Genomic DNA, 13,210 nt, shown 5'->3' with positions numbered 1-13,210 from the left:
CAGGAATAAATTTTAATTGTATTTAAATTCAGTGCTTTAAGGTATCAATAACCTAAATCTTTAAGTGAGTTCTATACTAAAACTGGTATTCAGTACTTCCACCTGTTTTTCAATTTGTTCTGCATTATCCTGCAAAATTTCAATCAGTTTTTGCAAATTGACAAATTCAAAACGGTTTTTAGATGCCAGCAGCGTCAATGCATAAGGTGCATCTTTAGATGAAAAACGAATCGGTACAGATAAGCCTGCAATTTCTGCATCGAGTTCGCCGTTAGAAAAATAATAGCCTTGTTTTTTGATTTTGCGCATTTGCTGCAAAAAGTCATCTTCATCTTGTGCAAAATTGACTTGTGCCAATTCGTTAGAAAAACGTTGGTAATAGTCTAAAATTTTAGCTTTAGGCAGATGTGCCATAATAATTTTTGGCGATGAGCCGACATAAACAGGACGTGGGCAGCCGCGACCATAAGACAGCAAAGGCGTATCTTTAAAGATTTCGTGATGCACATCAATGCAGGAATCTTGATTGAGTTGGGTCAGCAAACAGCAAAATTCAGTACGTTCCGCAATTTTTTTCATAAACGGAATACTGATGGTGACCAATGGATCGGTCGTGCGAGAGATAAAATCCAATACTACAATTTTTGGCCCTAGGGTGTAATCTCCCGATGTGCCACTCATGCGCTGCAACAACTCTGCCGAAACCAACTCTTTTAAATAGCGGTAACTGGTGGGCTTAGATAAACCGAGTTCCTCACTAATGGTATCTACATTAATGACAGGACGTGCGGTTGAAAATAAGTCTAAGACTGTGAGAATCTTGCCAAAGCTAGACAGTGCCATGCGGATTTACCCATTCACACCAAAAGGATGGTGTCACTTTATATCAAAAAATCGCCAGACCAATAGACTTTTTACAGATGGTCTTAGGCATTCTAACGATCAATGTCCCAATTCTTTTGCATTTGTCGATGTTATCTATTCAGAAATAGGATTTAAGGCTGAACGCCGTGAGGGTCACGATACCAGCTTTCAATCAATAGTGCTGCGGCAAGACTATCGGCAGCGAGCTTTTTGCCACGCCCTTGGGCTTGATAATGATCAAGCTCATCACGTGCTTCACGTGTGGTTAGGCGTTCATCGACCATTAGGGTGTTGATATTGCTTTGATGGCGTAAGCGTCTGGCAAACTTACGTGCACGGGTAGACAGTTCCGACTCGCTATCATCCATATTTAAAGGTAAGCCCACTAGAAATAATTGTGGCTGATGTTGCTTGATGATTTTCAGCAAGTTTTCCCATTGTGGAATGCCATCTTTCATGGGGAAGAGGGCGAGTGGGGTCGCACTTTCAATTACTGCCTGCCCCACAGCCATGCCCATTTTTTGCGTACCGAAGTCAAATGCCATAATGGTTTGGGCTTGTGTTGTTTCAGGCATGACCAATCTCTGAAGATAACCATGTTGGATCTACGCCCATTTTACGATAAGCGGCATCCCAACGGTCGTCATAAGGTAAATTGAAAATCAAGTCCATGTCCGATTCACAAATGAGCCAATCGCCACGGGCAATTTCTTGTTCCAGTTGCTGTTTGCCCCAACTGGCATAGCCCAAGGCAATTTGGTAACGTCCAACGCCTTCGTTGTGGGCAATCGCATCTAAAATATCTTTAGAGGTGGTGATACAGACATTTTCACCAACAGCGATAGATGAATGCCAAGTTGGCTGCCCTGTGTGTAAAACAAAACCTGCCTCAGGTCGTAATGGACCACCTTGTAGAACTTCGTGAGGATGCACATTATCTGCGTCTATATCTAAATCATTGAGTAATTCTTTGATTTGGATACCCGATGGACGGTTGATAATAATGCCTTGCGCACCGTCTTCATCATGACGTGCCAAATAGATGACGGTGTTTGCAAAAAACTCATCATTCATATCGGGCGGGGCTATGAGACAGCGATGCGTCAGATATTGTTTAGTCACCTAAGCAATTCTCCTTAATCTGAGGTGGTGGCAAACAGAACTGTAAACCGACTTGGAAACGTAAACGAGTTACAGCCAAATCATGCAAATATACATTTCTTAGCTGTACTTATCCCATAAAACCACTCTGATGACAACTTTGCTTTGGTAAAAGTGAGACAAAGAATAAATAAAAGAATAAATCTAAAATTTAGAAAAAATGATGTCATTAAATTTATCTATTTAGTTACAAAGTTGAAGATATAGGAACATAATAATTGATTGCTTTATTATCTTTGTGAGGTGGGTTTGTTAAATGTTTCAGTGTATATTTTTTAATCTACTTTTTTAATTTTAACTAATGTGATTTCTGTTTTTTAATTGCAAAATAGGCGGTTTTACTACATTTAGATTCTCTTTTATTAAATAATAAGTTTGTCTAATGAGTAGTGGTTTTTTAATATAAAAAATCTATAAGTTTGTTGATCTCTTTTGTAAGTTTTGTACTTTAGTGTAAAATTTGTGTTTTTTATAGCTTGATATGTTTCAATAAATATACATAAAATACATATTGAAACAAAAAATGATTGTTTGTAAGATGGTGAAATTTTCATCTTTTATAGCTTTTTTTGATGGTTTAATATGAATTATTTAATAAAGGGAAGTTTGTTTGCTGCTGTTTTTTCAGCTTCAGTTTTTTCTCAAGCAGCAATTTTTGGAACTTATAATGATGAAGGTAATTTATTTCGCAGTCATTTGAATAATCATTTATCTGAAGATTTAGTTGCTAAATTTAAAGATAAAGTAGATTCAAAAGACGGCGTACTATATTTACTGGAGCAGGCACGTCTATTACAAGTCAATCATCAGTATGAAGAAAGTTTGAATCATTATAAGCAGGCTTTTGAATTGCTAGATAAACAAAAAAGTCGTGCAAAAATTAGTCTGAGTCGGGTCGGATTTAAAGCACTTTCTATGGTGAGTAATGATTCGGTGGTGCCTTATTTGGTACCACCTCATGAACAGGTATTGGCACATATTTCTCAAGCCAAAAATTATATTTTTCTAAAAAACCTTGAGGCTGCTGCAGTAGAAATGCGTGTTGCACAGGGTATTCAGCGTGAAATTGAACTGGCACATCAGGCTGAGTTTGAAAAGAAAAAAGAGAAAAATACAAAAGCAAATGCATCTTCAAATGCCGCATTGCATGTTTTAGATGAGGCATTTGTTGGCTTAGATCCAATTGCGGGCAAGATTAAGAATACTTATCAAAATGCCTATGCTTTTTATATGGCAGCTAACTTGTGGGAAACCTTAGGCGAATATAACGATGCTTTGGTGGATTACAAAAAAGCTTATGAGTTACAGCCTGATGAGCAGATTGCTAAGGATGTAAAGCGTTTAGATCAATTGGTTGCAAAACAAAGTAATAGTAGTGTGCCTGTTATTGTATTTATTGAACAAGGTATCGTTCCACAGAAAATTGAAAATAAGTTAGATATTCCGACTCCGGGCGGCATTATCAACATTGCTTTTGCGACTTATGAACCTAGCACTTATGTTGCACCCAAAAGCCTGAAAGTGAAGCTGAATAACCGAGTTTTGCAAGACAGTTATGTGATTAGTGATATTGGTGCATTGGCTGTTAAAGACTTAAAAGAAAAAGTCGTTGGAACTTTAACAACCCAAGTGATTCGTGCCACAGCCAAATATGCTGCTCAAAAAGAGCTTGGTAACCAATTTGGTGTTTTAGGGCAATTGGCAGGTAACGTGCTCAATATGGCAACCGAGCGAGCAGATTTACGAGCTTGGACAACTTTGCCAAGTAATACGCAAATTGCACGTCTGAACTTAACACCAGGGACACACAACTTACAGTTATCGTCAGGTAATTTGTCAAGCTCCTCTGTGAAGTTGGATGTAAAAGCCAATGAAACAGTATTTGTTTATGCACATCATGTAAATGACAAAATTACAGCAAGTGTAAGTAGTATTCCACGCCAATAATATTGAAGAGAACTTTATGAAAAATCAGCTAAAACTCGCATTACTCGGTCTTAGTGCTGCGGCGATGGTTGGATGTACAGCCCCTAATGCTTTGTCTACACAGACAGATGCGAATAACGAAGTAAGTATTCGCACCATTACCAATAACCCAGTCTTAACCACTGAGGTATTTGTTGAGCGTGTGGGAATATCTATGGCAGGCGACTTAAAAAAGGCATCAATTGCCATTAAAAACCGCCGTTTCAATAACAAAGATTTTAGCTACAAAATCGTATGGGTCGATGCACATGGAGCAGAAGTGAACCCTGAAGGTGCGATTTGGAAACCAATTCAGTTAACGGGTCGAGAGGTGAAGGGCGTGCAATCTTTAGCACCAAATCCATCGGCTGTAGATGTTGTTGTGTATTTAAAGAAATAAGCGAGATAGAGCAATGAATGCAAAGTTAATCATGGCTGTGGTAGCAACTTCTGTTTTGGCAACAGGTTGTGCAACAACGGGTAGTGCAGTGAGTTATGGTGATGCTCAAGCTGTAGAAACTTTAACGAAAGATTTTGGATCGACAGATCTACAAATGATTGCTGCAAAGATGGTGGATGATATGCTGACCTTCCCACCTGTGGTGCAAATGACGCAAACTCGTCGTCCAGTCATTGTGCTTGATCGTATTCATAACAAGACACAAGAACATATCGATACAGAATCTATTACAGATACGATTCAGAACAAATTAATTAATTCAGGGAAGTTTCGTTTTGTAGATATGAAATCTGTCAATGCGATGGCGCAGCAACTTGCCTATCAAAAGCAAAGCGGCATGGTCAATCAAGCGACTGCAGTGCGTACTGGTGGACATATCGGTGCTGAATATATGCTCAATGGCAATCTATCTAGTATTGTAAAAAATGCAGGTGGTAAGAGCGATGTGTATTACAAGTTCACATTTAAATTGCAGAACTTACAAACTGGCATTGTAGAGTGGACAGGCGAAAAAGAAATCCGTAAGGCAGCAAAGCGCTCAACTTTTGGTCTTTAATTTAATCTGAAAGCAACTGCGCTGTGATAAGCGCAGTTGCTGTTGAAGAATAGAACATGAAAAAAATATTATTTGCAGGCTTATTATCTGGATTACTGTGCAGTCCTGCTTTTGCTGCGATTAAAGAAGTGATTAAAGAGGCAACGGGTAGTGGTCCAACACAACACCAAGCTATTTCTGAAGCATTATTGATTGCAGTTCAATCGGTGAATGGTGCTTCGGTATCGTCACAAATGAATTATGAAGAAACAGTTTCTTTATCTGTAAATAATCAGGGCTGGACATATACGGGTAAAGTTTCACCTGTATTTAGTGTAGCCAATCAAGGTTCGGGTTCTGTCACCAAGTTTCAGGTCTTGAGTGTTTCTGGTGCTAAAAATAATTATCGCGCTAAAGTTCGCGCACATGTGGTGAAGTTTGAATCTACTGTACAAGATCAACACATGCGCCGTATTGCAGTCTTGCCATTTCAAATGGCAGAAAAAAATAACCGCTTAGCCAGCGGTGCTTCTGCTTCTGAGTTTAGTCAAGAATTATCAGATACTTTAGGTACTTATTTGGCACAGTCAGGGCAGTTAAGTGTTGTTGATCGTCATTACATAGATGAAATGCAATTTGAAAATGACTTCCTGTATTGGGATGGTGCACCGCATGAGTTAGCGCGTATTGGTCAAAAAGTAGGTGCTGATTATTTACTCGTGGGGCGTATTAACGATTTGTCAGTTGCTAGCGGTCAACAAATGTATGGGTTAAATGCTGGTGCAGAGCAGGTGCGTTTAACGTGGCGAGTGATTGAAGCGAATACCAGTAAGGTAGTTGCGGCAGGGACTTTTAATCGTACCTTATCGAACTTGATGACACAGAATCTTTTAAATAATAGTTTAAATGATAGTACTGCAGATAAGATTGCCCAAAGTTTAAATCCTGAAATTTTACAGGGTCTTAAACTACAACCTGTGCAATCTTCTAGCAGTCAATTTTATGATACCTCTCCAGGTTATGAAATGACACCTGGTTCAAGTGACCAACCTGTGAAATGGTAAATAATGATTAAGCTTGTTTTAGACCTAAATAAATCCCCCTGAAAATCAGGGGATTTATTTTTTAAGCCTGTTGAAACTTCAATTGGCGTAATTGTTTGGCGTGTTGCAAGGTAGTGTCATTAATTTCAACACCGCCTGTCATGCGTGCCAATTCTAAAATACGCGCATCTTCTTCTAATTCAACAATGGTACTGCTGGCAGGATCGGTCTGACGCTTTTTCACCAAAAGGTGCTGATCAGACTGTGCAGCTACTTGTGCTTGGTGGGTAATACATAAAATTTGAACGTGTTGCGCCAAACCTGCGAGCAAACGCCCCACAATTTCAGCAGTACCACCACTAATCCCGACATCAATTTCATCAAAAACCAAAACTTCAGCTTCGGTTTTTTCGGCATTCATGACTTGCATGACCAAGGCAATCCGCGATAATTCGCCACCAGAAGCCACACGTGCTAATGGCTGAGCAGGAATACCTTTGTTGGCAGTAAACAGTAGTTGAATAAAACTTAACCCCTCCGCAGAAACCTGCTCTAAAGGTTCAAACTTAAATTCAAAATGTGCCTCAGGCAGTGCCAATTGTTTAACTTGCTCGGTTAGTTGTTTAGCGAGCGGTGCAGCTGCTTCACGACGGATATCATCTAAATGTTGTGCTTTGGCTAAGAAGTCCTGATGTGCCACTTCGACTTGTTCTGCCAAAGTTTCAGGATCTTCCAGTTCATGTAAAGCCGTGAGTTCGGCTTGCCAAGTATCGAACTCTTGTTTCAGTAATTCAGGCTGAGTGCGGTATTTACGTGCCAAACGATGAAAAACTTCCAGCTTCTGATTCAGTTCTTCCATGCGCTCTGGATCAAAGCTTTGACGATCAATAAACTGACGTAAATTGGCTGTCGCATCATCTAATTCACTTTGCGCATTTAACAATGAATTATAAATTTCCGATAATTGCTCACTGCGCCCCGCATGCGATTCCAAGCGGCGAATAATTGAAGCAATTTCCTGAGTGATGTTTTGCTCGGCTTCATCCAAGGCATTTAAGCTATAACTGCAATCCTGCATGATATGTTCATGATGGCTTAGGCGATCAAACTCTTGTTCAATCTCCTTATAATCGATTTGTACCAGTTCTTCGAGTTCTTCGAGCTGTAAGTTCAGGGTTTCGATGCGTTGCTTGCGGGTTGCCTGTGCATCCAGCGCTGCCTGATGCTGTCGGATATTTTTTTGCCAGGTACTGTAAGCATCACGTACTGCTTGGGCAGGGGCATAAAAATTATAATAACGATCAAGCCAGTGTTTTGGATAAGGCGGTTCGAGCAATTGTTGCTGACTGTGCTGACTGTATAACTGTACCAGTAAGCGTCCAATTTCTTTCAGCTCTGCCAAACTGCTTGGACGACCATTAATCCATGCTTTGCTGCGTCCTGTAGCAAAAATTACCCGACGTAAATGGATTTCACCAGACTCATCATCTAATTCATGTTCTTTTAGCCATTGTGCTTCAGGGCTATTGTCCTGATAACTGAAACTCGCGGTCACATCGGCTTTATCTGAGCCAAAACGTACATAATTGGTATCGGTACGTTCACCTAAACAGGCAGAGAGCGCATCTAAAAGTAAGGATTTACCTGCACCTGTTTCCCCTGTCAGAACGTTAAAACCTGTTTCAATATCCAGTGCTAAGTGGTCGGCAAGGGCAAAGTTAATCAGTGTTAAATGAGTCAGCATAAACGCATCCAAGCTGCGAAAAGTGTCAGTGAAAGAGAGTCAAGTTTTGGAAATGCCATAACAAGGCTGTTATTTTCTTCTATTTAATTCTAGCTTAAATTGCAGCGCAAACAACAAAAAATGTACCCGATAAGCATCATATATAAAACACATGATCATTTGATCATTTCATTGGATGGTCATTAAATTGCAGTATATTCACTTGGGGAGTTTTCGGTGCTGCTTGATATGGTGGAACTTAAACGATATAGATACTATTCGTGATCTGTTTCACATTCAGATTTAGCACTTTAGTGGGGAAGAATCTAGAGCAGAGTACTTTGCATGCCTCTGGCATTGGCTTAGACTGTGCTGTCAGCGTGTTGCATGCTGCGTATTGAAACATTGTTCAATTTACGCAAAGCTCACTGTAAACACAGATTGATTAGTTCTGAGGACAGAATTAAACTACATCAGTCAAAAATATAAAAACGCGTTACCTGGAGAATACGCATGTCAGCTCAGTTTGATCATGTATCAGTTGTGAAAAAGTCGAATGTCTATTTTGGTGGGCAATGCATCAGTCACACGGTGCAATTTGAAGACGGTACCAAAAAAACCTTAGGGGTAATTTTACCGACTGAACAAGCCTTGACTTTCGAAACGCATGTACCTGAACGTATGGAAATTATTTCAGGTGAATGTCGTGTCAAAATTGCCGATAGCGAAGAAAGTGAATTATTCCGCGCGGGTCAATCGTTCTATGTGCCTGGCAATAGCCGTTTCAGCATCGAAACCGATGAAGTGCTCGATTACGTGTGCCACTTAGAAGGCTAATCAGCCGATAATAGGGTATTGAATTAAGATTTCATTTTTCTCCTGCTTGAGCACCCAATCAAGCGGAATTGAATCAAGAAATTTTCACCCGAATCGGTTAAACTAGATCTTATTGAAATCCTGTAAAGTCAGCTTTGCAGGATTTTTCGTTTTCGCTGGTTTATTGGTGCATTAATTAGAGGTCGTTCATGGCAAAACCTGAATATTATTATGGCGTTCACTCGGTGGAGTCATTATTGGAGCTTGAGCCAGAGCGCGTCTTAACTCTTTTTACCTTAAAAGGGCGTGATGATCAGCGTTTACAAAAGATTTTAGAACTTGCCGAACCATTTGGCATTAGTGTGCAAAAAGCCAGTCGTGACAGCTTGGAAAAACTGGCAGGTTTGCCTTTTCACCAAGGAGTGGTGGCTGCAGTACGCCCACATCCAACTCTGAATGAAAAAGACTTGGATGCCTTGTTGCAGGCTGATAGCAAGCCTTTACTTTTGGCGCTCGACCAAGTCACCGACCCGCATAACTTGGGTGCGTGTATCCGTACTGCCGCTGCGATGGGGGTTACTGCCGTGATTGTGCCGCGTGATCGTTCAGCAAGTTTGACCCCAACTGCACGCAAAGTAGCTGCAGGTGGTGCAGAAAAAGTCAAATTTATCCAAGTGACCAATTTGGCACGTACTTTGGCGCATTTGAAACAAGAGTTTAATGTGCGCGTGGTGGGTACGATGCTGGATGAAAAAGCTTTGCCAATTCAGCAATTTGACTTTACAGGCACAGCAGTATGCGTGGTGATGGGCGCAGAAGATACAGGTTTACGCCCAATTACCCAGTCACAATGTGATCAAACCGTATTTATTCCAATGGCAGGAAATCTGCAAAGTCTGAATGTCAGTGTTGCAACAGGTATGGCCTTGTATGAAGCTTGTCGTCAGCGTCAGGCTTAATTGCTGATTTTGTATTTGCTATTTTATTGATGCTTTCAACACCGTGATTCGTCTATCTCCCCAAAAGCAAGGTTATGCTTTGGTGCTTGTTACCATGTGCATTTGGGGTGGTTTTACCCTAACTGCTCGGCTGAATGCACAATGGCAGATCAGTGCTTGGGATATTACCGCCTTACGCTTTGCTTTGGCTTTTTGTATTTTAATGCCGATTCTTATCTGGAAAAAAGATACGGCATTTTTATGGAAAAAAGAGCCTTTTATTTTGGCAATGATTGGTGGAGTGGGCTATTGCCTGACTGCGTATAGTGCTTTTCATTATGTACCTGCTGCGCATGCTGCCATTTTTTTGAATGGCTGTATTCCTGTTTGTACCGCCATTGCTGCTTGGATGTTATTTCGAGTGCCTTTTGACCGCCATACATGGATCAGTATTGTAATTATGCTGACCGCCATTGCGGGTATGAGTGCGCTGATGTATCAAGAAACAGGTGTTGCCTTTGGACTTGGGGATGGACTGTTTTTTATCAGCGCTATTTGGTGGGGTGTGTTTACGGTTTTATTAAGACAATGGAAGCTTTCCGCTTGGCATGCTATGGCGGGTGTCGCAATTTGGTCGGCAATCGTCTATGTCCCGATTTACGTACTGTTTTTCCCGAAACAACTCAGCACACCTGAACCGATTCATTTATTGCTGCAAACTATTTTTCATGGAGTGTTTGTGGTGATCATCGCAACACTTAGCTATGTCGAGGCAATTAAGCGTTTGGGAGCATTCAAAACTGGCAGTATTGTGACCTTGGCGCCGTTTATCGCTGCGATTCTTGCTGTCCCTTTATTGGGTGAACCTTTGAGTTTAGCAATTTTATGTGGCTTGGTGGGTATGGGGATTGGTGCTTTGCAACCTTGGCGTTGGTGGGCCCGACCTGACAGCTTAAAAGCTCAACTTGAACAGCAAAAACAACAGTCAGATTAATTTGCTTACTGCATCGCTCGCTTTAAATACTGCTGATGCAATACTTCAAGTTTGCTATACAAATGATCTAAATGCCCATCATTTAGCACAATGTCATCGGCTAGGCGTTGTTTTTCAGCACGTGGCATTTGTGCTTGAATAATTTTATGAATTTGCTCAACCGTTTGACCATCACGTTGTGAGGCACGGTGAATTTGTAGTGCTTCAGTAGCATCAATCAATAATGTATGTTGGGTCAATTGATGTTGATTGGTTTCAAACAAGAGTGGTGAAACCAAAACCACGTAGGGGCTATTGGCAGCATTTAATTGTTGAATAATCGATTCACGAATTGCAGGGTGGGTGATTTTTTCAAGTGCTTGTCGTGCACTTGGTTCTTTGAAAATGTGTTCACGTAAGGCACGACGATCAAGCTCACCATTCTCAAGTAAAACCCAATCGCCAAAGTGTTGTCGAATTTGCTTTAAGGCAGGCTGTCCTTTTTCGACTACTTCACGTGCAACCACATCTGCATCGACCACAACAATGCCTTGGGTCTCAAACCACGCACTGGCTGCAGACTTGCCACTGCCAATTCCTCCTGTTAGACCCAAAACAAAACGCATGTGCTGTCCTTATTGTCCCAAATATACTTTCATGATTGGCTCGCCCCATAAAAAGGCAATCCAGCCCGCAATGGCGATATACGGACCAAACGCAAAGGGTTGATTTTCTTTACGTACTTTTAACAGAATAATGCCAATAATCGCCCCAACTAAGGAAGATAGCAGCACAATCAGGGGTAACATCATCGGCCCCATCCATGCACCTAAAGCGGCAAGGAGCTTGAAGTCACCATAGCCCATGCCTTCTTTGCCTGTGACGATTTTAAACAGGTAATACACCACCCATAGACATAGGAAGCCAATTACATAACCCCAAATTGCCGATGTCGGTGAGGTATAGATGGCATAGCTGTTGACTGCCAAACCCAGTGCAGCCAAAGGCAGGGTGTAACGGTCTGGCAAGAGTTGTGTATCAAAATCAATGAAGGTGAGTGCAATCAAGGTATAAGTGAGCAGCAAACCAAACAGCATTTGTACAGTTGGGCCAAATACCGCAAGCACAATCAGGGCGCAAACAGCGGTTAATACTTCAATCATTGGATAACGTACGCTGATCAGGTTTTGGCAGTTGCCACATTTACCGCGTAATACCAACCAACTCAGCACAGGAATATTTTGATACCAACGAATTGGGTTGTGACATTTGGGGCAGGTCGATGCAGGTTTGCTCAGGGTGATTTTACTTTCATCAATAATGGCTTGTTCAGGATGTAATAACATTTGGCAGTCATTACGCCACTCCTGTTCCATCATTTTTGGGGTGCGGTAAATCACCACATTCAAAAAACTGCCAATACATAAACTAAAAAGTCCAACTGCGATATAGAGCGCAGTTGGATTTTGGATAAAGTACGCGATTAATTCTTGCATTAAACCACAGAACCCATTTGGAAGATTGGAAGGTACATGGCGACAACTAAACCACCCACTAAAATACCCAAGACAGACATAATCAACGGCTCCATCATTGAGGTTAAGCCATCTACTGCGTTGTCGACTTCGTTTTCATAGTGGGTTGCGACTTTATCTAGCATGGCATCTAGCGCACCTGATTCTTCACCAATGGCTACCATTTGCACCGCCATAGAAGGGAATTTATTGGTGACACGCATGGCGAATTGTAGCTGCTGTCCTGTCGCGACATCATCACGGATTTTCATCACCGCTTCTTCATAGACCACGTTATTGGTTGCCCCAGCGGTCGATTCCAAAGCATCAATTAAGGGTACACCAGCAGCAAAAGTAGTGGCTAAAGTACGGCTATAACGCGCGATAATGGCTTTATAGACCAAGTCACCAAAAATAGGCGCTTTCAGTGCCGCTTTGTCTAAGAAGTCACGGAATTTTTTACTGCGTTTTTTAGTTTCCAAGAAACCTGCAATCATGACCCCAATCACAATAATCAGAATAAACCAGTATTTCTGCATCCATTGTGACATGTTGACCACCATTTTAGTGAAGGCAGGCAAGTCTGCACCAAAAGAGCTAAACAACTCTTCAAATACAGGTACAACTTTTACCATCAAAATAATGGTCACAATCACAGCCACCACGATGACCGTTGCAGGGTATTTCATGGCTTTTTTAATTTTTTGTTTGAGTAACTCACTCTTTTCTTTATAGATCGCGACACGATCCAGCATGGTTTCTAGTGCACCCGATTGTTCACCAGATTCAACCAAAGAGCAGAACAGATTGTCAAAATATTGAGGATATTTACGTAATGCGCCAGCAAAGGTATTACCGCCTTCCACTTCACCTTTAATGCCTAAAACAACTTCACGCATGGCGGGGTTTTCAAGACCTTCGGCAACAATCTCAAAGCTTTGTACCAAAGGCACACCTGCTTTCATCATGGTGGCAAGCTGACGCGTGAAAATGGTGATGTCTAAGGTCGACACCCGTTTTTTCATTAAGCCTTCAAGAATATTCTTTTTCTTTTGACGAATCGTCTTGATGGTAATCCCTTGTTTACGCAATGTGACCTTTGCTAAAGCCATATTACGCGCTGGAATTTCCCCTTTTAACTTAGCCCCTTTGCGGTCAATCCCTTCATAAACGAAGGTGGGCATCATCTGTGCTTTTTTGACAGCCATGCGTATTTAT

Annotated in this window: 14 protein-coding genes; 7 read left to right on the top strand and 7 right to left on the bottom strand. The window is 41.2% G+C overall.

The annotated features are described in order from the left end of the window. Positions 1-60: 60 nt before the first annotated feature. The 3 genes from FTU66_RS03670 to FTU66_RS03660 form a co-directional block, all read right to left on the bottom strand. Positions 61-843: an IclR family transcriptional regulator gene (locus tag FTU66_RS03670; protein WP_180112324.1), complete on the bottom strand. Its 783-nt coding sequence runs from the start codon at positions 841-843 to the stop codon at positions 61-63. A 152-nt stretch (positions 844-995) separates the two neighbouring features. Next, positions 996-1,439 carry a Holliday junction resolvase RuvX gene (gene ruvX / locus FTU66_RS03665; protein WP_180112323.1) on the bottom strand — a complete coding sequence of 148 codons (444 nt, stop codon included), beginning with the start codon at positions 1,437-1,439 and terminating at the stop codon, positions 996-998. Beyond that, complete coding sequence (locus tag FTU66_RS03660; protein WP_004975844.1) at positions 1,432-1,986, bottom strand: YqgE/AlgH family protein; 555 nt, start codon at positions 1,984-1,986, stop codon at positions 1,432-1,434. The genes ruvX and FTU66_RS03660 overlap by 8 nt, the downstream gene beginning before the upstream one ends. 621 nt (positions 1,987-2,607) lie before the next feature. Here FTU66_RS03660 and FTU66_RS03655 point away from each other — a divergent pair. Genes FTU66_RS03655 through FTU66_RS03640 form a run of 4 tightly spaced genes read left to right on the top strand, consistent with a single transcriptional unit; the run spans position 2,608 to position 6,049 of the window. After that, positions 2,608-3,972, top strand: coding sequence for a COG3014 family protein (locus FTU66_RS03655; RefSeq protein WP_179988501.1), 1,365 nt, complete (start codon positions 2,608-2,610; stop codon positions 3,970-3,972). A 16-nt stretch (positions 3,973-3,988) separates the two neighbouring features. Continuing rightward, on the top strand, positions 3,989-4,390 hold the full coding sequence (locus tag FTU66_RS03650) for a DUF1425 domain-containing protein (protein ID WP_180112322.1): 402 nt from the start codon (positions 3,989-3,991) through the stop codon (positions 4,388-4,390). Positions 4,391-4,403: 13 nt separating this feature from the next. After that, positions 4,404-5,006 (top strand): penicillin-binding protein activator LpoB, encoded by a 603-nt coding sequence (gene lpoB, locus FTU66_RS03645; RefSeq protein ID WP_004975849.1) that lies wholly within the window; start codon positions 4,404-4,406, stop codon positions 5,004-5,006. 56 nt (positions 5,007-5,062) lie between these two features. Continuing rightward, a complete protein-coding gene (locus FTU66_RS03640; RefSeq protein ID WP_004975851.1) occupies positions 5,063-6,049 on the top strand; it encodes a CsgG/HfaB family protein in 987 nt (328 codons plus the stop codon). A gap of 61 nt (positions 6,050-6,110) precedes the next feature. Here the strand turns inward: FTU66_RS03640 and recN are convergent, their stop codons facing one another. After that, on the bottom strand, positions 6,111-7,772 hold the full coding sequence (recN, locus tag FTU66_RS03635; protein ID WP_131261101.1) for a DNA repair protein RecN: 1,662 nt from the start codon (positions 7,770-7,772) through the stop codon (positions 6,111-6,113). 492 nt (positions 7,773-8,264) lie between these two features. Between recN and FTU66_RS03630 the strand changes: the two genes are divergently transcribed. From FTU66_RS03630 to FTU66_RS03620, 3 genes are all read left to right on the top strand, one after another. Next, entirely contained in the window at positions 8,265-8,588 is a 324-nt protein-coding gene (locus FTU66_RS03630; protein ID WP_004975854.1) for a pyrimidine/purine nucleoside phosphorylase, read from the top strand. A gap of 188 nt (positions 8,589-8,776) precedes the next feature. Beyond that, positions 8,777-9,526, top strand: a complete 750-nt coding sequence (rlmB, locus tag FTU66_RS03625) for a 23S rRNA (guanosine(2251)-2'-O)-methyltransferase RlmB (RefSeq protein WP_004975856.1) — start codon at positions 8,777-8,779, stop codon at positions 9,524-9,526. Positions 9,527-9,569: 43 nt separating this feature from the next. Further along, the gene (locus tag FTU66_RS03620) at positions 9,570-10,499 is read left to right on the top strand and encodes a DMT family transporter (RefSeq protein WP_004975858.1); all 930 of its coding nucleotides are present in this window, start codon (positions 9,570-9,572) and stop codon (positions 10,497-10,499) included. A gap of 5 nt (positions 10,500-10,504) precedes the next feature. On the opposite strand, the gene coaE is transcribed toward FTU66_RS03620, so the two are convergent. Genes coaE through FTU66_RS03605 form a run of 3 tightly spaced genes read right to left on the bottom strand, consistent with a single transcriptional unit; the run spans position 10,505 to position 13,200 of the window. Beyond that, positions 10,505-11,104: a dephospho-CoA kinase gene (gene coaE, locus FTU66_RS03615; protein WP_179997300.1), complete on the bottom strand. Its 600-nt coding sequence runs from the start codon at positions 11,102-11,104 to the stop codon at positions 10,505-10,507. A gap of 9 nt (positions 11,105-11,113) precedes the next feature. Next, positions 11,114-11,974: an A24 family peptidase gene (locus tag FTU66_RS03610; protein WP_180111239.1), complete on the bottom strand. Its 861-nt coding sequence runs from the start codon at positions 11,972-11,974 to the stop codon at positions 11,114-11,116. Then, positions 11,974-13,200: a type II secretion system F family protein gene (locus FTU66_RS03605; protein WP_179997302.1), complete on the bottom strand. Its 1,227-nt coding sequence runs from the start codon at positions 13,198-13,200 to the stop codon at positions 11,974-11,976. The genes FTU66_RS03610 and FTU66_RS03605 overlap by 1 nt, the downstream gene beginning before the upstream one ends. Between the last annotated feature and the right edge of the window lie 10 nt (positions 13,201-13,210).

This window comes from Acinetobacter sp. YH12131 (assembly GCF_013418635.1).
GTDB lineage: Bacteria > Pseudomonadota > Gammaproteobacteria > Pseudomonadales > Moraxellaceae > Acinetobacter > Acinetobacter towneri.
The sequence above is the reverse complement of the archived record's forward strand: the minus strand, read 5'-3'. Positions and strand labels throughout refer to the sequence as shown.